This window comes from Pseudomonas sp. CGJS7 (genome assembly GCF_036961695.1).
In genome coordinates, this window is sequence record NZ_JBAMDI010000076.1 from 26,553 (window position 1) to 46,923 (window position 20,371).

At 61.6% G+C, this 20,371-nt stretch carries 19 protein-coding genes; 4 read left to right on the top strand and 15 right to left on the bottom strand.

Going from position 1 to position 20,371, the window contains the following annotated elements:
* From V7787_RS33495 to V7787_RS33505, 3 genes are all read left to right on the top strand, one after another.
* Window positions 1-471, top strand: coding sequence for an inhibitor of vertebrate lysozyme family protein (locus V7787_RS33495; RefSeq protein WP_010951530.1), 471 nt, complete (start codon window positions 1-3; stop codon window positions 469-471).
* A gap of 744 nt (window positions 472-1,215) precedes the next feature.
* Complete coding sequence (gene gltP / locus V7787_RS33500) at window positions 1,216-2,544, top strand: glutamate/aspartate:proton symporter GltP (protein WP_064490882.1); 1,329 nt, start codon at window positions 1,216-1,218, stop codon at window positions 2,542-2,544.
* 147 nt (window positions 2,545-2,691) lie between these two features.
* Window positions 2,692-3,921, top strand: a complete 1,230-nt coding sequence (locus tag V7787_RS33505) for a nucleoside recognition domain-containing protein (RefSeq protein ID WP_020191151.1) — start codon at window positions 2,692-2,694, stop codon at window positions 3,919-3,921.
* Here the strand turns inward: V7787_RS33505 and V7787_RS33510 are convergent.
* The 9 genes from V7787_RS33510 to V7787_RS33550 form a co-directional block, all read right to left on the bottom strand.
* Window positions 3,903-4,538, bottom strand: a complete 636-nt coding sequence (locus V7787_RS33510) for an ABC-type transport auxiliary lipoprotein family protein (protein WP_064490881.1) — start codon at window positions 4,536-4,538, stop codon at window positions 3,903-3,905. The genes V7787_RS33505 and V7787_RS33510 overlap by 19 nt on opposite strands.
* On the bottom strand, window positions 4,535-5,473 hold the full coding sequence (locus tag V7787_RS33515) for an MlaD family protein (RefSeq protein WP_010951534.1): 939 nt from the start codon (window positions 5,471-5,473) through the stop codon (window positions 4,535-4,537). The genes V7787_RS33510 and V7787_RS33515 overlap by 4 nt, the downstream gene beginning before the upstream one ends.
* Window positions 5,474-5,476: 3 nt before the next feature.
* Entirely contained in the window at window positions 5,477-6,268 is a 792-nt protein-coding gene (locus V7787_RS33520; RefSeq protein WP_010951535.1) for an ABC transporter ATP-binding protein, read from the bottom strand.
* Window positions 6,265-7,398 carry an ABC transporter permease gene (locus V7787_RS33525; protein ID WP_064490880.1) on the bottom strand — a complete coding sequence of 378 codons (1,134 nt, stop codon included), beginning with the start codon at window positions 7,396-7,398 and terminating at the stop codon, window positions 6,265-6,267. Before V7787_RS33525 ends, V7787_RS33520 begins: the two co-directional genes overlap by 4 nt.
* Before the next feature lie 131 nt (window positions 7,399-7,529).
* The gene (locus V7787_RS33530; RefSeq protein WP_064490879.1) at window positions 7,530-8,555 is read right to left on the bottom strand and encodes a DUF5924 family protein; all 1,026 of its coding nucleotides are present in this window, start codon (window positions 8,553-8,555) and stop codon (window positions 7,530-7,532) included.
* 93 nt (window positions 8,556-8,648) lie between these two features.
* A complete protein-coding gene (locus tag V7787_RS33535) occupies window positions 8,649-10,055 on the bottom strand; it encodes a M16 family metallopeptidase (RefSeq protein ID WP_064490878.1) in 1,407 nt (468 codons plus the stop codon).
* A 30-nt stretch (window positions 10,056-10,085) separates the two neighbouring features.
* Complete coding sequence (locus tag V7787_RS33540; RefSeq protein WP_010951539.1) at window positions 10,086-11,744, bottom strand: Na/Pi cotransporter family protein; 1,659 nt, start codon at window positions 11,742-11,744, stop codon at window positions 10,086-10,088.
* Between the two features lie 282 nt (window positions 11,745-12,026).
* Complete coding sequence (locus V7787_RS33545; protein WP_020192918.1) at window positions 12,027-12,797, bottom strand: TerC family protein; 771 nt, start codon at window positions 12,795-12,797, stop codon at window positions 12,027-12,029.
* Between the two features lie 69 nt (window positions 12,798-12,866).
* Window positions 12,867-14,174, bottom strand: coding sequence for a CitMHS family transporter (locus tag V7787_RS33550; protein ID WP_010951541.1), 1,308 nt, complete (start codon window positions 14,172-14,174; stop codon window positions 12,867-12,869).
* A gap of 267 nt (window positions 14,175-14,441) precedes the next feature.
* On the opposite strand from V7787_RS33550, the gene V7787_RS33555 reads away from it, so the two are divergent.
* The gene (locus V7787_RS33555) at window positions 14,442-14,843 is read left to right on the top strand and encodes a GFA family protein (RefSeq protein WP_049588409.1); all 402 of its coding nucleotides are present in this window, start codon (window positions 14,442-14,444) and stop codon (window positions 14,841-14,843) included.
* 38 nt (window positions 14,844-14,881) lie between these two features.
* Here V7787_RS33555 and V7787_RS33560 read toward each other — a convergent pair whose 3' ends face one another.
* From V7787_RS33560 to V7787_RS33585, 6 genes are all read right to left on the bottom strand, one after another.
* Window positions 14,882-16,837 carry a DUF7844 domain-containing protein gene (locus V7787_RS33560; protein WP_064490877.1) on the bottom strand — a complete coding sequence of 652 codons (1,956 nt, stop codon included), beginning with the start codon at window positions 16,835-16,837 and terminating at the stop codon, window positions 14,882-14,884.
* Complete coding sequence (locus tag V7787_RS33565) at window positions 16,834-17,154, bottom strand: DUF2388 domain-containing protein (protein ID WP_003252932.1); 321 nt, start codon at window positions 17,152-17,154, stop codon at window positions 16,834-16,836. The genes V7787_RS33560 and V7787_RS33565 overlap by 4 nt, the downstream gene beginning before the upstream one ends.
* A gap of 36 nt (window positions 17,155-17,190) precedes the next feature.
* Entirely contained in the window at window positions 17,191-17,484 is a 294-nt protein-coding gene (locus V7787_RS33570; RefSeq protein WP_064490876.1) for a DUF2388 domain-containing protein, read from the bottom strand.
* Window positions 17,485-17,573: 89 nt separating this feature from the next.
* Window positions 17,574-17,891 (bottom strand): DUF2388 domain-containing protein, encoded by a 318-nt coding sequence (locus tag V7787_RS33575; protein WP_014589278.1) that lies wholly within the window; start codon window positions 17,889-17,891, stop codon window positions 17,574-17,576.
* A 308-nt stretch (window positions 17,892-18,199) separates the two neighbouring features.
* Entirely contained in the window at window positions 18,200-18,415 is a 216-nt protein-coding gene (locus V7787_RS33580; RefSeq protein ID WP_003252924.1) for a DUF1127 domain-containing protein, read from the bottom strand.
* Window positions 18,416-18,788: 373 nt separating this feature from the next.
* Complete coding sequence (locus tag V7787_RS33585) at window positions 18,789-20,282, bottom strand: acetyl-CoA hydrolase/transferase family protein (RefSeq protein ID WP_064490875.1); 1,494 nt, start codon at window positions 20,280-20,282, stop codon at window positions 18,789-18,791.
* Between the last annotated feature and the right edge of the window lie 89 nt (window positions 20,283-20,371).

Consider the following 20,371-nt stretch of genomic DNA (forward strand, 5'->3'; position numbering starts at 1 on the left):
ATGAGCAGGAAGCTTCGTTCAGCCGTGGTCGCCGCCCTGTTGCTGGGCGGCAGCGCGGCGGCCATGGCGGCCAATGACGGCCAGGTTCGGGTCGACCAACTGCTCGGCTCGGACCCGGAGTACCGGGAAACCTGGCAGGACACCCTCGAAGGCGAGGAACGCCTGCCCGATTGGGTGGTCAATCTGACCGGCAGTTCTCAGCAGCAGATGTCTGCCGTTACTGAGGACGGCGACAAGTACCTAGTCGGCCCGCTGTGCGAAAAACAGGACAATTGCACCTACAAGCGGCTGATCGTGGCGTTCAGCTGGGACAAGGATGATGCCTACGGGATGCTCGTCGAGGTGCCCGAAGGTTTGCCGAGCGACAAGTCGCCCACCCGTCATGCGCAGTACCGCTGGCTGGGCGAACCTGACGACGGCATGAAGGCAATGCTGCAGGAGCAGCTCAAGCGTGACCCGAACTGGTACTGAGCATTGTTGCCGGTACGGATGAAAGGTCACTCACTGTCACGTAATAGAAGCTGAAGCTTTCTATAGTTCAGCCTTCTATGATGCGCCGCCCCGAGGAGGGGTAGCACATGACCAAGGGGTCGGGCTGCTCTGATTGTTACAGGACCGGAGTGGCCTAGGGGTACAGGGAGTGCCTCCAGTAATGGGCCGGGTCAGGAAAGGCGGAATCGGAAGTCTCAGGTCGGCGGTGTCACAGGGATACCTTGCCAGACCTGACTTCCGAGGAGCCATGTAGGAAACGTCGCCTCCCTTGCGCGTTTTTTCCCCTGGGACACATTTTGTCTCGACCGTACATCAATTTTTTTTCGACCTTCCTAGTGCTGCTACAAGTGGCATTTCCGCCATTCGGATTGTCGAACAGGCCATCTTTCGTGTTCTATCTGTCCCGCCAAATCTGCCGAAATATGGCGGTTTGGTCTTGTTCGGGATTCCGAATGTTATAAATCAAGCACTTGCGAAGCTGCCGGCTAGGTCGAAAACAGTATGCATAAACGGCATGGGCTATGCGTTTCAGGCATTAGCTTTCGCCCCTTGCCGTCGCAATAGTTGCCGCCTTTTTCGCTGGCCAGAGCGCCCTGTCGCTCGCCTGCGGTGTCCTTACATGACGTCGCCTGACGGAAGCCTTTATTGCCCGTGACCTTGCCCATGGCTCTGTTACGCGTGTTTCCGCCAGGTGCCATGACCACTAAAACAAAGGGTAAAGACATGAAGAAGGCAAAACTGAGCCTCGCCTGGCAGATCGTCATCGGTCTGGTCCTGGGTGTTGCAATCGGCGCGCTACTGAATCATTTCAGTGCAGAAAAGGCATGGTGGATCAGCAACGTCCTTCAGCCCGCTGGTGACATCTTCATCCGCCTGATCAAGATGATCGTCGTCCCGATCGTGATTTCGTCGCTGATCGTGGGCATCGCCGGTGTTGGCGACGCGAAGAAACTGGGCAGTATCGGCCTGAAGACCATCATCTACTTCGAAGTGGTGACCACGATCGCCATCGTCGTAGGCCTGGTGCTGGCCAACCTGTTCCATCCGGGTGCCGGCATCGACATGAGCACCCTGGGCACTGTGGATATCTCCAAGTACCAGGCGACAGCGGCCGAAGTGCAACATGAGCACGCGTTCATCGAAACCCTGCTCAACCTGATTCCGTCGAACATCTTCGCAGCGCTGATGCGTGGCGAAATGCTGCCGATCATCTTCTTCTCGGTGATGTTCGGCCTGGGTCTGTCGAGCCTGCAGGCAGAGCTGCGTGACCCGCTGGTGCGTACCTTCCAGGCTGTTTCGGAGACCATGTTCAAGGTCACCCACATGATCATGAACTACGCCCCGATCGGCGTGTTCGCCCTGATTGCGGTGACCGTGGCCAACTTCGGTTTCAGCTCGCTGCTGCCGCTGGCCAAGCTGGTTGTGCTGGTGTACTTCGCCATCGCCTTCTTCGCCTTCATGGTACTGGGCCTGGTTGCCCGCCTGTTCGGCTTCTCGGTGATCAAGATCATGCGCATCATGAAAGATGAGCTGATCCTGGCCTACTCCACCTCCAGTTCGGAAACCGTGCTGCCGCGGGTGATCGAGAAGATGGAGAAGTACGGCGCGCCGAAGTCGATCTGCTCGTTCGTGGTACCGACCGGCTATTCGTTCAACCTCGACGGTTCGACCCTGTACCAGAGCATCGCGGCGATCTTCATTGCCCAGTTGTACGGTATCGACCTGTCGTGGAGCCAGCAGCTGCTGCTGGTGCTGACCCTGATGGTCACTTCCAAAGGTATCGCGGGTGTGCCGGGCGTATCGTTCGTGGTACTGCTGGCCACCTTGGGCAGCGTGGGCATTCCGCTGGAAGGCCTGGCCTTCATCGCGGGCGTGGACCGCATCATGGACATGGCCCGTACTGCACTGAACGTTGTGGGCAACGCCTTGGCTGCATTGGTCATTGCTCGCTGGGAAGGCATGTACGACGCGGTCAAGGGCGAGCAGTACTACGCCTCGCTGATGGCCGAGAAGCAGGGAGCTGCAGTGGTTGGCGAAACCGCCAAGCGCTGAGCCTGATGGCTGTTTGACCAAGAGCCCCGACTTGTCGGGGCTTTTTGTTATCTGCGAGATCTTGAGCCGCGCCTACAAAGGCTCGCGATCGCCAGTCACAGGCTGCGATACGCTATTATTCGGGCACTTTTCAGGGGGAACATACGGATGCTCAACGGCCTTTGGCTCGGCTTTTTCCTGGTGGCGGCGGTGTCCGCCATGGCCCAATGGCTGGTGGGTGGCAACGCAGGCATCTTCGCGGCAATGGTCGAAAGCATATTCGCCATGGCCAAGCTGTCGGTCGAGGTGATGGTGCTGCTGTTCGGCACACTGACCCTTTGGCTGGGCTTTCTGAAGATCGCCGAGAAGGCCGGTATCGTCGAATGGTTGGCCAGGGTGCTGGGCCCGTTGTTCGCCCGCCTGATGCCGGAGGTGCCGCCCGGCCACCCAGCCCTGGGCCTGATCACCATGAACTTCGCTGCCAACGGCCTGGGGCTGGACAACGCTGCTACGCCGATTGGCCTGAAGGCCATGCGCGCGCTGCAGGAGCTGAACCCCGGCAGCACCACCGCGAGCAACGCGCAGATCCTGTTTCTGGTGCTCAACGCCTCGTCGCTGACCCTGCTGCCGGTAACTGTCTTCATGTACCGGGCCCAGCAAGGCGCGCCAGACCCGACCATGGTGTTTCTGCCAATCCTGCTAGCGACCAGCGTCTCGACCCTGGTTGGTCTGCTGTCGGTGGCAGTGATGCAGCGTTTGCGTCTGTGGGACCCGGTGGTGCTTGCCTACTTCATCCCCGGCGCTTTGCTGCTGGGAGGCTTCATGGCTTTTCTTGGCACCCTGTCGGCCGCCGCGCTGGCCAGCCTGTCGTCGCTCCTGGGCAACCTCACGCTGTTTGGCGTGATCATGCTGTTCCTGGTGGTGGGCGCCCTGAAACGGGTGAAGGTGTATGAAGCCTTTGTCGAAGGCGCCACGGAAGGCTTCGATGTGGCCAAGAGCCTGCTGCCCTACCTGGTGGCGATGCTGGTGGCGGTGGGTGTGCTGCGCGCCTCTGGTGCCCTGGAGCTGGCCCTGGACGGTATCCGCCATGCGGTGAGCTGGATGGGCCTGGACACGCGCTTCGTCGAGGGCCTGCCCACCGCGCTGGTCAAGCCGTTCTCTGGCAGCGCAGCGCGGGCAATGCTGATCGAGACCATGCAGACCCAAGGCGTGGACAGTTTCCCTGCCTTGGTGGCAGCGACGATTCAGGGCAGCACCGAAACCACCTTCTACGTACTGGCCGTGTACTTTGGTGCCGTGGGCATCCAGCGCGTGCGCCATGCGGTCGGTTGCGCACTTCTGGCCGAGTTTTCAGGGGTAGTCGCGGCGATCTTCGTCTGCTACTGGTTCTTTGCCTGAAGCTTCAGTTGTGCCTGGTTGGCCTGGGTGATGGTCCAGTTCACGACTTGCCCCACCAGCTGGTCGCTGGCCTGGCCGAAGCCGGCGACCACTGCTGATACCTGTTTGTCGTCCAGCGGTTGGCGGATTTCGAAGCGCTTGCTGGCCAGGATGCGTTGGTTGCGGCCCTGGACCAAGCGAGCGTCATAGCGGATCACCACCTCCACTGCCCCATCCGTGCGGTATTCACTCTGAAATGCCTGCAGCTCGCCGGCCAGCTCGTAGTCTGCCTGCAGGTTACTGTCGTCAGCACTCAGGCGCTGTACCTGGCCCTCACGCTGGAACCCGTCGAGCAAGCGGTTACGCAGCAGCACCGGGGCCGCATCGCTCCAGCGCGCGCCCTTGTAGCTGCTCACCACATTGCCCTGCGGAACCACGGCAATCCTTGGCCCAGCCAACACTTCACTGGCCAGCGGCTTGTTCAGGCGCAATGACCACTCCAGCGGCGGCGCTGTGCGACTGGGCTGGTTCACCGGCAGGCGATAAAGGTCCACAGGTTCGCTCTTCGGCAGGATCGAGCAGGCACTGGCCAGGCTCAGCGAGGCCGCCAGGGTCAGCAGGCGCAGCGACGGATTCATGGCTGGAACTCCTTGTTGTTGTCGCGGCCAAGCAGGTAGCCGCTTGGGTCGGCCTCCAGTTGCCGGGAAATGCCTTTGAGCGCGTTAAGTGTTTCGCGCAGTTCACGAATGGCCGGGGCAAGCTGGTTCAGGCTCTGGGCGCCGTCACCTATAGCCTCGCTGTTGTTCTGGAGCAGGTTATTGATGGTTGCCGTGCTTTGGGCCAGTGACTGCATGGCCTGTTCGGCGCTGCCGATCGCCTGCTTGCCTTCGCTATCCAGCAGGCCGTTGGCATTGCGCATCAATGCCTGGGTTTCGGCCAGGGTGGCGCTGGCCTGCTTGCCCACCTGCACCAGCTGTGCGATGGCCTCGGCGATGCTGCCGTGCTGGCCGGCAAAGGCGCCGGTGGTCTTGTCGAGGTTGGCCAGCGTGTTGCTGAGGTGGCCTATGTTGTCCTCGGAGAACATCTGGTTGGCGTTATGGAGCAGCATGTTGATGTTGGTCACCAGGTCGCTGCTGTCGTTGAGCAGACGCGAGATTGGCGATGGCGAAGCGATGATCACCGGCAGCTTGCCATCCTTGCCTTTAAGCTCGGGGCTTTGCGGGGTGCCGCCGCTGAGCTGGATGAACGAGTTGCCGGTGACGCCGGCCAGGGTCAGCTTGGCCTGCGTGTCTTCCTTCACGGGGGTATCGGCGCTCAGGCGCACGCGTGCCAGTACCCGGCGCGGGTCTTTCGGGTCCAGACGCAGGGTGGACACGTCGCCCACCTTGATGCCGTTGTACTGGACCGTGCTGCCGGGAGAAAGGCCGGACACGGCTTCGTTGAACACCACTTCGTAATCCTTGAAGGCGTCGTCGACACTGGACTTGGCCAGCCACAGGCCGAACAGCATGGCCCCTGTCACCACCAGAACGGTGACCAGGCCGATGAGGACGTGATGGGCTCGGGTTTCCATTGCTCAGCGCTCCTGCCCGGCACGGGTGGCAGCCTGTTCGGCTGCGCGCCCGCGTGGGCCGTGAAAGTATTCTTGGATCCAGGTGTCGTTGGTCTTCTCGACCTCGGCCAGCGGGCCGGCCACCAGGACCTTCTTTTGCGACAGCACCGCAATGCGGTCGGTGATGGTGTACAGGGTGTCGAGGTCGTGGGTGATCAGGAACACCGACAGGCCCAGCGCATCGCGCAGGGTAAGGATCAACTGGTCAAATGCCGCGGCACCGATCGGGTCCAGGCCAGCCGTGGGTTCGTCGAGGAACAGGATGTCCGGGTCCAGGGCCAAGGCGCGGGCCAGCGCTGCGCGCTTGATCATGCCCCCCGACAACGAGGCCGGGTACTTGTCGGCAGCCGAGATCGGCAACCCGGCAAGGGCCAGTTTCACCCCGGCCAGGTGCTCGGCATCGCTACGGGACAGCCCGGCGTGCTCGATCAGCGGCAAGGCCACGTTTTCGGTCACCGTCAGCGAAGAGAACAGCGCCCCCTTCTGGAACAGCACGCCAAAGCGCCGCTCGACCAGTGAACGCTGTTCTTCGCGCAGGCCGGTCAGGTCCTGGCCGAGCACCTTGATCTGCCCTTCATTGGGCCGGCGCAGCCCAATGATGCTGCGCAGAAGCACCGATTTGCCGCTGCCTGAACCGCCTACCACGGCGAGGATTTCGCCGCGGTACAGGTCAAGGTCAAGGTTTTCATGCACCACCTGGCGGCCGAAGCGGTTGCAGATGCCGCGGGCTTCGATTACGCAATTCTGGCCACTCACCAGCCCATCTCCATGAAGAACAGCGCTGCCACCGCATCCAGCACGATGACCACAAAAATCGACTGCACCACTGCCGAGGTGGTGTGTGCCCCCACCGACTCGGCGCTGCCGCTGACCTTGAAGCCTTCCAGGCAGCCGATGGCGGCGATCAGGAAGGCGAAGAACGGTGCCTTGGCCAGGCCTACCAGGAAGTGCTGCACGCCAATGTCGGTTTGCAGCAGCGACAGGAACATGGCCGGTGAAATATCCAGTGTCAGGGCGCATACCACCGCCCCGCCAACGATGCCGCAGATCATGGCGACAAAGGTGAGCAACGGCAGCGAAATCAGCAGAGCCAGTACCCGCGGCACCACCAGCAGCTCCATGGGGTTGAGGCCCAGCGTGCGGATGGCGTCAATTTCTTCGTTGGCCTTCATCGAGCCGATCTGCGCGGTGAACGCGCTGGCAGTGCGGCCGGCCATGAGAATGGCTGTCAGCAGCACGGCGAACTCGCGCAGGAACGAGAACGCGACCAGGTCGACGGTGAAAATGGTCGCGCCGAAGTCGGCCAGCACCGTGGCCCCGAGAAAAGCGACTACGGCGCCTACCAGAAAGGTCAGCAACGCAACGATGGGCGCGGCGTCCAGCCCGGTCTGCTCAATATGTGCCACCACAGGAGTGAAGCGCCAGCGATGTGGCTGGAAGGCGCGGCGCAGCAAGGTTTCCAGAATCACACCGACGAAACCAAGCAGCTGCATGCTGTCCTGCCACAGCGTGCCGACGGCGCGGCCGATACGCTCCAGCAGCAGCAACAGCACATTGCGCTCGGGCTCCTTGACCGGGATGCAGTAATCCTGGACCGAACAGTAGACGTTTTTCAGCAGCGCCTGGCTGGCTTCAGGCAGCGCGTGGGTGCAGTGCGACAGGCGCTCGGAGCCTAGCAGTTCGGCCAGCAGCGAAGCGCCGGCAGTGTCCAGGCGGCCCAGCTGGCTGAGGTCGGCGACGGTGTCGGCAGGGCACTGCGAGCGCAGGCGCTCGCTCTCGCGCTTGAGGTTGGCGTAGTGTGCCAGGGTCCAGTCACCGGTAATACGCAGGCAGGCCGGTTGGCTGCTGGTGTCCAGGGTGGCGCTGGGGTTGGTCATAGGCTCCATGCAATTGACTCGGCGCTAAGGCTTAGGGGCTGATCATAGCGCAGGGGGCATGGGCTGTTTGGTGATTATGTGCTGTGTGTACGCTTGGCAACAGTGACCTGGAGCCGCCTTGTGCTGCGCAAGGCAGGGGGTCAACTACTCGCGGGTGCATCATTGACCACCTTGAAGCGCAGCACGCCGATCACTTGCCCATCCTCGGTCAGCACCCTCACCTGCCACTTGCCTACCGGGTTGGGCGGGAAGTTCTGCTTGTGGGTCCAGGCACGATAGCCTTCCTTGCGCCCGCCGTGGATGTCCAGGGCAATGCGGTCGACCTCTTGGCCGTCCTTCTGCCACACGTGGTAGATCCGCTCGTTCAGGCCGCGTGGCGCGTTGATGGCGGTGTAGGCATACAGGCCACTGCTGCGGATGCGGCTGGCGGCAATTTCGTCCAGCGAGTCGCCCGGTTGGCGGTTCATTACTTCGGTACTCACCGCCACCTCGGTCATCCACAGGGTTGCCGGCGGTACCCAGGAGCGCAGCAGCCAGCCACCGGCACCGACCGACAGGGTAACCAGCACCAGTGCCACGGCGCGGCGCCAGTTGTTGATCGGGAAGCTGCTGGCCAGGCTGGGGAATGACAGGGCCATGGCCGCGATCAGGGCCAGCTTGAAGCTTTGTGCGGTGGTCAGGTGCAGGATGATCGGTAGCGCGGTCAGCAGAGCGGCGAACAACGTCAGGGTATGCAGCGCCAGGAACAGCCAGCGCCGTGGTGCCAGCCACTTGTAGTACAGCGGGTCGGTGATCGAAACCAGGCCGGCGGCGCCGAGCAAGCCGGTGAAGACCAGCTGACCGCTGTTCCAGGTGGTGGTGATGAAAAAGAACGGCAGCACGAAGAACAGCGTTTCCTGGTGGATCATCTGCGTTGCGTAGCGCAGCAGCGGCTGAGGGATCTCGCGGTTGAAAGTGCGCGCGAACAGCCCGGTGAGGGTGTTCTCCAGCATCAGCCAGACCCAGCTGACCAGCATGAGCACGGCGACCCAGCTGGCCAGGCCAGCCTGGCGGTCGACCAGGATGAAGCTGCCGATACCGGAGAGGAAACCGCCGAGCGCAATGATGCCGGGGTAGCGCTTGAGTAGTTCGATGATGCGCTGGACGATATGGGGGATTTGGGGCATTGGGGGCTACGACAGAAAAGTGAGGTGGCTGTGCCAGCCTCTTCGCGGGCAAGCCCGCGAAAGGGTCGGTACTGGCAAAAGGATACCGCCGATTTACCGCTGCCGTGTAGCACCACTGGGCCGTTCAGGTCCATGCCGCCGCCAGCGCAACAGCCCCGCCGCCAGGCCCAGCCCCACAAGCAAGGCCATCAGCCCGTAAAGCTCGTCATAGCCTAGCAACGGCTTTTCGATGCGCACATAGCCATCTTCCTTGAGCAGATCCTTCAGTGCCTCGTCGGCCTGTTCCAGGCTGACCTGGCGCAGCTTGCGCATCGGGTTGGCAAAGCGCCCGTCGGTATAGTCGTTCAGCGCCCCCCAGTAGTAGTCGGCCAAGGCGCTGTTGCCTTGGGTGCTCCAGCTTTCCTTGGCGATGCTGGCTTCCTTGATGCGGGCGAAGGTGTCCGGGTCCAGGCCTTCCTTGCGCAGGTGGTCGAACAGGGCCTGCATCACCTTGACAGCCTTGTCGATGTCATCGCGCTCAAGGTCCGCATTGAGGCTGAGCAAGCCGGTGTCGCCAAAGCTCTCACGCTGCACGGAGGGGCCGTAGGACAGCTCGTTGCGCAGGCGCAGCTGGTCGTACAGCGCCCAGTCCAGGTAGCGCGACAGCAGGTCGAGGGTGGCTTGGTGGTCATTGTCCAGCACCGGCTCGATGAACAGCCAGTGCAATTTGACGCCATCACCCAGCCAGCCGCGGGTCAGGTTGCGACGCTGCTCGGCCTGTCGGGTGATGCTTTCAAGGTTGCGGCGCTCTTCGGGTTCAGTGGCGGGCAGTTCGCCAAACGACCGCTCCAGATAGGCCGGAAGCAGGCGGTCGAGGCCACCGACCATGATCAGGGTCATGTTGTTGGCGGCGTACCAGCGTTCACGCAGCGCCTGAACTTGCGCCAAGGTCATGTCGTCGAGGTTGGAGCGCTCCGGGCATTTCAGCCCCAGCTCGGTGGCCAGTTGGTCGCTGGCGGGGTGGCCGATATCCTGGCGGTCGAGCCAGCGCTGCAGATGGCCATAGTGGCCGCCGTCCTCGCGCTCTATGATGCGCTTGGCGGTGGCCAAGGCCTTGGCGTCGATGGTGGTATCGCGGATGACTGCCAACAGCAGGTCGAGGACCTTGCGCTGGTTGCGTGCCGGGGCCTCGATGACAAAGGTGGTGTCGGCACTGCTGGTATAGGCGTTCCACTCTCCGCCGAGCGCTTGCAGGCGCTCTTCCAGCCCGCCTTCGCCTGTCTCGTCGATGCCACTGAACAGCAGGTGCTCAAGCAGGTGTGGCAGCTCTTTCTGCTCGCAGTCGAAATCATCCAGGCCCACGCCGACCACCAGGCGAATCGCCACATGGTCACGTTCGTAGCCGTCTTTCAGGATGACCTGCAGACCATTGGGCAACAGGTAGCCTTCAACCCGCGAGCGGTCGAGGGCGAACGAGGGCAGGCTGCAGATCAGCAGGCAAACGAACATCAGGCAACGCATGGGCGAGCGAGGGTCCTCAGCTAGGAGAAATCACGGCAGGCGGGCTTCATCGGGCACACTGTCGAGCATCAGCCCTCCGGTGTCCGAGCCGCCCAGTACCACATAGGCACTGCTACAGAACAAAGAGTTCAACCGCTTCATGTCGGCGATCAGCTCCAAGTGTAGCGAACTGGTCTCGATACTTTGCACGACCTTGCGCTGCAGGCGGCTGACATGGGCGTGGGCGAGGCGCCGTTCCTGGGCACGGAACCGGCGTTTTTCCCGCAGCAGCAAGCGGGCGCTTTCCGGGTCGGCACTGAGGAACACCGACAGGCCCAGGCGCAGGTTGGCCAGCAATTGCTCCTGCAGGCCGGTCAGCTCTTCCAGGCCTACCTGGGAAAACTCCCGTCGCTGGCTGGTTTTCTGCTGCTGGACCTTGCGCAGCATGCGTTCGATCAGGTCACAGGCGAGTTTGAGGTTAATCGACAGCTCGATGATTTCGGCCCAGCGGCGGTTGTCCTGTTCGCTGAGGTCTTCCCGTGACATCTGCGCCAGGTACAGCTTGATTGCGCTGTACAGGGCTTCGGCGTCTTCGCCCAAGGCGCGAACTTGCTGTGGCAAGGCGGTCTGGGTGCCACGCAGGGCTCCAAGCATGGCTTCGAGCAGGCTGTCGACGATGTCCCCCAGGCGCAAGGTCTCGCGGGCGGCGTTGGCCAGGGCCAGGCTGGGCGTTTCCAGGGCCGAGGCGTCAAGGTGGCGCGGGCGCACCTGACCATTGCCGATTTCCCGTTCAGGTAGCAGGGCGTTGCACAGCCGACCCATCGGTTTGACCGTGGGCAGCATGATCAGACAGCGCAGCGTGTTGTAGAGCAGGTGAAAGCCGATGACCAGTTCCTGAGGGCTGAAACTCAGCGAGTCCATCCATGCCACCAGCGGGTGCAGCACAGGGATGATCAGCACCAGGCCGATCAGCTTGTATAGCAGGCTGCCCAAGGCCACCCGACGCCCGGCGGCGTTCTGCATGCTGGTACTGATGAAGGCCAGCAGCCCGCTGCCGATGTTGGCGCCGACCACCAGCCCGATGGCGACCGGCAGGCTGATCAGTTCGGCGCCGGCCAGTGTCGCTGTGAGCAGAACCGCAGCCAGGCTGGAGTAGGAAATCATGGCGAACATTGCCCCGACCAGAGCGTCGAGCATGATGTCGCCGGTCAGTGAGGCAAACAGCACTTTCACGCCTTGGGCTTGGGTGATCGGCGCAGCTGCCTGCACGATAAGTTCGAGTGCCAGGATGATCAGGCCAAGCCCGATGCCCACCCGGCCCAGTTGGCCGGCCCGTGTCTGCTTGCGCGAAAGGAAGAAGATCACGCCAAGGAAGATCAGCAGCGGCGACAGCCAGGACAGGTCGAAGGTCAGTACCCGGGCCATCAGTGCGGTACCCACGTCGGCACCCAGCATGATCGCCAAGGCCGGGGTCATGGCCATCAGGCCTTGGCCGACGAACGAGGTGACCAGCATGGCCGTAGCGTTGCTGCTTTGAACCATGGCCGTGACCAGAATACCGGCGATGAATGCCAGCGGGCGCTTGTCCATGTTCTGGCTGATGATGCGTCGCAGGTTCGAGCCGAATACCCGGAGGATGCCGGTGCGCACAATGTGGGTACCCCAGACCAGAAGCGTCACGGCCGAGAGCAGGTTGAGCAGGGTCAGCATGGCGAAGGCCCCCTGTTGCATAGGCCCATCGGGCCAAGAAAAGAAACGTGAGCATTTGAAGAATTTTCGGTGCTCACTCAAAGCTTTAGTTGTTTTGCCCAGCTGTCGCCAGCTTCGCATGGCAGTCATTTATTTGAAACAGATCTTGAAACGAATGACTGCCCGTGAGGGCTGCTTCGCGGGCAAGCCTCCACAGTGACAACGCGCAGGAAAAAACGCACAGAAAAAAGGCATTAAAAAGGGCCCTGCGAAGGGCCCTTGTTGTGCTGCACTTCCTTGGCCTTATTGACCCGGAATGTCCTTGCGCAGTTTCACCGGTTCATGATCCTTGCCATCCTTGCGGGCCATGGCGGTGCGCATGCGGATGTTGATGGCCTCCACCGCCAGCGAGAAGGCCATGGCGAAGTAGACATAGCCCTTCGGCACATGCACTTCGAACGCTTCAGCGATCAGTACAGTACCGACCACGATCAGGAACGACAGCGCGAGCATCTTCAGCGACGGGTGCTTGTCGATGAAATTGCTGATGGCGCCGGCGCACAGCATCATCACCAGCACGGCCACAACGATGGCGGCGATCATCACCGGTACGTGGGAAACCATGCCCACAGCGGTGATCACCGAGTCCAGCGAGAACACGATGTCGATGATGGCGATCTGGATGATGGTGTAGAAGAACTTGCCACCTGCGCCTTTGGGCTCCTCTGCGTTCTCGTCCTCGCCTTCCAGGCCGTGGTAGATCTCTTGCGAGCTCTTCCACAGCAGGAACAGGCCACCGAAGAACAGGATCAGGTCACGCCCGGAGATGCCTTGGCCAAAGACCACGAACAGGTCGGCGGTGAGGCGCATGACCCAGGTAATCGACAGCAGCAGCATGATACGGGTGACCATGGCCAGGGCCAGGCCGAAGATCCGGGTGCGTGGCTGCATGTGCTTGGGCATGCGGCTGACCAGAATCGAGATCATGATGATGTTGTCGATACCGAGGACGATCTCAAGCGCGGTAAGGGTGAAAAAGGCAACCCAGATTTCCGGGCTGGTCAGCCATTCCATGTATTTTCCTTCGAGCGGTAATGGCAACGCGCCCCGGTCAGGGCGCGTCGCGTACGTGATACGGATGTATTAAAGACTACTGAACAGCGGGAAAATCCCCATCAGCAGTGCGCCGAGCATTATGCACAGGCATACCAGCACTGCCCACTTGAGCGTGAAGCGCTGATGATCGCCGAACTCGATACCGGCCAGGGCTACCAGCAGGTAGGTGGAGGGTACCAGCGGGCTGAGCAGGTGTACCGGCTGCCCGACGATCGACGCACGGGCCATTTCCACCGGGGTGATGCCATAGTGGCTGGCGGCTTCGGCCAGCACCGGCAGCACGCCGTAGTAGAACGCATCGTTGGACATGAAGAACGTGAACGGCATGCTCACGATCGCGGTGATCACGGCCAAGTATGGGCCCAGCGCCTCGGGGATGACCGCCAGCAGGCTCTTGGACATGGCGTCGACCATGCCGGTGCCGGACAGGATGCCGGTGAAGATGCCGGCGGCGAAGATCAGCCCGGTCACGGCCAGTACGCTGCCGGCGTGGGCGGCGATGCGGTCCTTCTGCTGTTGCAGGCACGGGTAGTTGACGATCATGGCGATACTGAAGGCAATCATGAACAGCACTGGCAGCGGCAGCAGGCCGGCGATCAGCGCGACCATCAGGGCGGCGGTCAGGGCACCGTTGAAGTACAGCAGCTTGGGCCGGCGTGCGTCCGGGTACTGCGAGACGGTGATTTCGCTGTGGTCGATGTCGTCGGTAGGCAGATGCAGTTCGCCCAGGCGGGCACGCTCACGCTTGCCATACATGTAGGCAATGGCCAGGATCGCCAGTACACCGAACAGCATGGCCGGGATCATCGGTACGAAGATGTCTGACGGGTCTACGTGCAGGGCGCTGGCAGCACGCGCGGTCGGTCCACCCCATGGGGTCATGTTCATCACGCCGCCGGCGAGGATGATCAGGCCGGCCATGATCCGCGGGCTCATGCCCAGGCGGCTGTACATCGGCAGCATGGCGGCGCAGCAGATCATGTAGGTGGTGGCACCGTCACCGTCGAGCGAGACCACCAGGGCCAGTACAGCGGTGCCGACCGAGACTTTCAGCGGATCGCCCTTGACCAGCTTGAGGATCTTGCGAACGGCCGGGTCGAACAGGCCGGAATCGATCATCAGGGCGAAATAGAGGATGGCGAACATCAGCATCACGCCGGTAGGTGCGAGCTTGCTGATGCCCTCTAGCATCATGGGGCCGATCTTGGCGGAAAAACCACCGAACAGGGCGAACAGGATCGGTACCAGAATCAGCGCGATCAAGGCCGAAAGGCGCTTGGTCATGATCAGGTACATGAACGTGATGACCATGGCAAAGCCGAGGAAGGTCAGCATGGCAATACTCCAGGCGTGGCGCGGCGAAAGGACAGTCGATTCGGGCGTATCAGCGCGTAGGGCGCTGTGCGGGGAGCATGCGGAGGGGGACTACGAAAAGGCGGGCACAGGAATACATCAGAATCACCATTGTTGTTGTTGATTGGGCCGGGCGCGGTATTGACCGGGTGCCCTGGCTGACCGGTCTTGTGCCGGTAGTGGGCGCTATCCTAAAAGGGCAAGCTTTCAGCCAGCTTTCGCTGAAGCAAAGGTGACGAGAGGTAGGTGATGCAGGATGTAACCGAAGGTGGCTGCCATTGTGGAGCCCTGCGTTATCGGCTGGAGGGCAACCTGACGGACATTGCCCACTGTCATTGTTCGATCTGCAGGCGGGTCAGCGGTGGACTGGTGGTCACCTGGCTTACCCTGCCCCGTTCTGGGTTCCAGTGGTTAACGGGCGAGCCGAGCTGCTATGTGGCGCCTGCCAGTTGCAGCCGCTACTTCTGTGGGCAGTGTGGGGCGCATGTGGCGCTGGTGACCACGCATAGCCCGCAGACGATCGATGTAACGGTGGCGACGCTGGATCACCCTGAGCGGGTACGAGCCAACCGACATATCTGGGCAGGCAGCCGGTTGCCTTGGCTGCATCTGGATGAGGATTTGCCCTCGGAAGATGAGGAGCGCCTGTAGGCGCGGGCTCGCCCGCGAAAGGGCCAGCCCTTCATACATCACAACTGCAGGCCACCAGCAGCCTTGTGCAACGCCCGCAAGTGCTCGCCGATCTGCTTCACGTTTGCCTCGACCGCTGCAATTTCCTTGGCTCGCGACGGCTCCAGCAGCGCCCTCACCTCTTTATCCAGGCTGGTGCTCAAGCGCAACAGCTGTGCCTGGCGCTCTCTGCTCACCTGCTCCAGGTGCTTGCGCTCTTCTGGCTGCGGCAGCCCATAGCCTTTGGAATCGAGCAACTCTGCCGGGCGGCTGAGAAAACCGCTGTTGGCAAGCATTTGCTTGAGCGTGGCATCGGCTTTGTTGATGCTGCCATCCTTCAAGGCTGCGGCATTCAGGTAACGCTGCTTGACTTCGTCCTGGGCCAGCAGAAGCTGCCGGCGCAGGCTGGCCTGCTCAAGCAGAAGCAGTGCCGCACTGGTGCGCAGGTCAGCCTTGGCAAACCAGCTACGGCGCTGCTCGGCATTGAGGGCCAGCCAGTCTTCAACCAGAGCTTGCTTGATTGGCAACTGCTTTCTCAGCACCTCGAACATGGCCTGGTACCGGTCGCGGTAAGAATCGAAGCGGTAGCCCAGGCGTAACGCTTCGCGCGGGTTATCAAGCACGCTGGTATCTGCCAGCCCCCTGCCCTTGAGCACTGCCAGCAAACCGTTGGGCATGATGCTGTCTAGGTCGTTGAGGCGTGGATTGGCGGTGCCGCTGCGCAGCAGCTTCAACGACTCCACGGCACAGTTGTTGGACAGGAACCAGTAGTTGCCGTCATAGCTCCAGTGCATCTCGGCGGCCTGGCGCACCAGGTTCTCGATTTCGTCGCGGCTGAGCTTCAAGGGCACCGAGGCCAGGCTGCGCAGCTCGGTCTTGGTGTATTCGTCGATCACCTGGCCCAGCGGCAGCACGAATAGCCTCGATGGATAGTTGCCGACCAGGCCGTCCCAGCTGGACAGTTGCACGTCGTTGACGAAGGCGCGGTACGACAGCACCAGGCTTTGATCGAGGTCCAGGCGGCAGTCTGGTCCGCGTGGGCGGCCCGGCTTGCAGATCACCAGGCGCAGCATGCTGTGCCCCCAGCGGCTGACCAGGTTCTGATTGGCTTCAGCCAGCAGATAGTCCACTTCGTAGACCCGCTCTGGGTCGATTTCACCTAGCGGCTGGCGGGCGAAGTCGCTGCCGGCATTGATGAATGGCAGGCCCTTGGCACAGGTGTCCTGTTGGGGTGCCCAGCCGAAGTGTTCGCGAAGGTACTGATACAGCGCCGGGCGACGGCAGCTGTAGCTCGGGTCGAGGAGGAAATACTCCATGTTGACCGCGATGTATTCCTTGGGGCTGCTCAACTCATAGCTGTCGGGGCTGCGCACGAATTGGCCATTGTGCTGTTCGCGCTCGCCTCGTCGGCCCACGTACTGCTGCCACCCGGCCAGGTCGAGCAGGCGTGGGTCGTCGCTCAGGGTGAAGCGGCGCTCGGCCTGCCCGCGGCATTCTTCCGGCAGGCCGACCTTGCCCAGCGTACCTTGCTGGCGTTTGCAGCGTGCAATCAGCGCATTTTCGGCGCTGGGCCACAGGCGGGCACGGTCGTAGAGATGGGTGAGCTCGTGCAGCACGGTGGCCAGCAGCTCTTCATGCACCGTGCCATGTGGGCGGTCGGTGCGCTCGGCGGCGGCGCTGCCATCGGCGAGGCTGGGCAGCAAGCGGCGGTTGAGCTCGAGGGTGGATATCAGTGATGCCTGCCCATAGGCGTCGGCAGGCATGTTGTCGCTCCAGCTGACCCGCACGCGGCGGTCCAGCTGCTGCTTGAAGCGCGGTGGCAGCTTGCCCATGGCCTCGTCGAGCAGGGCTTGGGAGGCTTTTGTTTGTTGTGGGTCGAGGCCGGACGCCTGCAGCTCAAGCTGCAGGTCGGCCAAGGCGGGCGTGCCGAGCAGCGTCAGGGCGCAGCCAAGCAGCCAGGCACGCACGCGCTTCACAGTGCGAGTATGGCTTCAGCCAATACCTGGTCGCTGGCGCCGCGCGCTTCCGGTACTCGCTCGCGCAGGGTATTGAAGGCCGCCTCGAGTTGGACGCCGCGGATGTCACCGTTGCTGGCGACGAAGCTTGCAGCGTCGTCGTGGGCTTCGCGCACCACTTTGGAGTCGCGGATCGAGGTGGTGGTGTCTGAGGTGAAGTCGATCGAACGGCCAAAGGCACGCACGATGATGTTGCTGGTGGCCACCAGGGTCTGTGCCTGGGCCAGGTCGGCCAGCAGCAGCATGCCGAGGGAAGCGGCAATCAGCGGTTTGCGCATGGAGCATCTCCGAAAAATACAGGGAGTCAGATGTAGTTATTGGACGAGAATTGCCTGCGCCAGTTCCAGATCGCCGACGGCGTGCCGTGCGCAATTGTGGCGTAATGATTCCAGGGCGGCTTCCAGGCGTGCACCACGGATCAGCCCGTCGCTGGCAACGAATGCGGCGGCATCGTCGCGGGCCTGTGTAAGCAGTTTGCGATCGAATGGTGCGACTGTGAACTGGCTGGTGACATAGCCGGTGATGACCAGGCTTTGTGTGGTGGTATCCATGGCATGGGCGCTGGCCATGCCTGCGGCGGCGAACAGCAATGGCAACAGATAACGCATGAGCTTTCTTGAAGGCTGGAAAAATGAACGGCGAAGCCTACCTCAGGTGCGAGGGCCGAAGCCAACGCACCTGTTGTGCATGGCGCGTATCAGAGTGCCAGGATGGCCTGGGCCAGCTGTGCATCGCTGGCTTGCAGGGCCGGCATGTTCGAACGGATGTGCACAAAGGCGCTTTCCAGTCGGGCGCCGCGGATAGCGCCCTGAGTGCCGACGAAGCTGGCTGCGTCATCGCGGGCTGCCTGGACAATCTTGTCGTCGCGGAAGGAAGAGCTCACGTCGGATGTGGCGTCGGTGGAGGCAGCAACGGCGCCCACTACCGCGTCGGTGGTGACAACGAAACTGGTGGCATTGGCAGTGCCAGCCAGGCCAAGCAGCAGGGCGGCGCCAAGCAGGTGTTTACGGTTCATGATGTGGACTCCTGGGTAGGTCAGGTTGGTTCTGCTGTATCGGACGTTTGCAGGGCTCGTCACGGTACGTTTTCTTCAACGGGTTCCAGCAGACGGTTAGGCCAAGCGTATCACGCAGTGCTGTGTAGAGATGACAACGACTGCTGTGTCAGACAACTGTTAAGGCGAATTTTCGTTTTTGTAAAACTGTACTGGTCTCAATCTGAAGCACGCGACTGCGCGTCTCTCGGGCAATAAAAAACCCGCTGCAGTCACCTGCAACGGGTTTGAGGAATTCACGGTGCCGGCGAAGCCGGCAAGCCGGGAGCTTAGCGCCAGAAAGGCTTGCTCAGCTCTTCGTAACGCTGCGACTCGCTGATACCGGCGTCTGCCAGCAGGCGGGAGTCCAGGCGAGCCAGTTGACGACGGCTGGTCATACGGCGCTGCCACAGCAGCAGGGTCGACAATGCGCGCAGTGGCAGCGAAGTGTTGGATTGCTGGGCGTTGCTTTCAAAAACCAGACCGGAACTGAGGGTACGTTCCATGATGCTTCATCCTTCCGCTTATGGCGGCATTAGGTAGTGATTTAACTGATGCCAATGATCCTCCTCTGTCGTCCATAACAGTAGATACAGTTCGGTGGAAAGACGATGGCTCAGTTAACTGTGTAACCCTACTGTTGCACTCGAAATAGGCGTAACTGTACTGGTCCGCACTTATTTGGTGCGTTCTGATTCGAAGAAGGGGATTTGTCAGTCGGGAAGGTCTGAAAGAACCAGTACAGTAGTACAGATTATGCTGCTAGTAGAGGCGTGGCGTAGTGATAGAAGGGTTTGACTGTTATGCCCCATTCGCGGGCAAGCCCGCGAAGAGGCCGGAACAGCGGAAGCAGGGCCGCCGTTCCGTACCACATCTGGATCAGCTGGCCAGCATGCGCCCGGTTTCTTCCAGGTTTTCGTGCCAGCTCAGGGCTTCACGCAGGATGTGCGGGGTATGGCCGCCACGCTGGCAGGCGCGGTCGAAGTAGTCGTTCAGCGCAGCGCGGTAGTCTGGGTGCACACAGTTGTCGATGATCGCTCGCGCCCGTTCGCGCGGCGCCAGGCCGCGCAGGTCCGCCAGGCCCTGCTCGGTGACCAGGATGTCCACGTCGTGCTCGGTGTGGTCGACATGGCTGACCATTGGCACCACGCTGGAAATCGCCCCGCCTTTGGCAATCGACTTGGTGACGAATACCGCCAGGTGGGCGTTACGGGCGAAGTCGCCGGAGCCACCGATGCCGTTCATCATCCTGGTGCCACAGACGTGGGTGGAGTTGACGTTGCCGTAGATATCGAACTCCAGTGCGGTGTTGATACCGATGATGCCCAGGCGACGCACTACTTCCGGGTGGTTGGAGATTTCCTGCGGGCGTAGCACCAGCTTGTCCTTGTAGCGCTCCAGGTTGCCGAACACATCGGCATTGCGGCGCGTCGACAGGGTGATCGAGCTGCCGGATGCGAAGCTAAGCTTGCCGGCATCGATCAGGTCGAAGGTGGAGTCCTGCAGCACTTCGGAGTACATGGTCAGGTCTTCGAACGGCGACTCGATCAGGCCGCACATCACCGCATTGGCAATGCTGCCAATGCCGGCTTGCAGCGGGCCGAGCTTGTTGGTCATACGGCCTGCATCCACTTCCTTCTTGAAGAAGTTGATCAGGTGGTCGGCGATGCCCTGTGTTTCATCATCTGGCGGCAGCACAGTGGACGGCGAGTCCGGCTGGTCGCTGATGACGATACCGACGATCTTGGCCGGATCGATCGGGATCGCGGTGCTGCCGATACGGTCGTCCACCTTTACCAGCGGGATTGGCGTGCGAGTCGGGCGGTAGGTTGGGATATAGATGTCGTGCAGGCCTTCGAGGTTGGTGTTGTGCGAGAGGTTGATCTCCACAATCACCTGCTTGGCGAAGATTGCGAAGCTGGCCGAGTTGCCCACCGAAGTGGTTGGCACGATGTGGCCTTGCTCGGTGATGGCCACGGCTTCGATGACCGCGATGTCCGGCAGCTTCAGCTGCTGGTTGCGCAGTTGCTCGACGGTTTCCGACAGGTGCTGGTCAATGAACATCACCTGGCCGTCATTGATGGCTTTGCGCAGGGTGCTGTCGACCTGGAACGGCATGCGGCGGGCCAACACACCGGCCTCGGTCAGTTGTTTGTCCAGGTCATTGCCCAGGCTGGCGCCGGTCATCAGGCTGATTTTCAGTGGCGATTGCTTGGCACGTTCGGCCAATGCATGCGGTACGGCCTTGGCTTCGCCGGCGCGGGTGAAGCCGCTCATGCCGACAGTCATGCCGTCCTCGATCAGACCAGCGGCATCAGCCGCACTCATTACCTTGCTGTGCAGGGAGGACAAGCGGATACGATCACGGTACATGGATTGTTATCTCGGGCTACTGAAACTACTGCAGCGCAGTCTAGAGATTTCGCCCATTGCCGTCCCACGACCATGGTCGTATGAGAAGC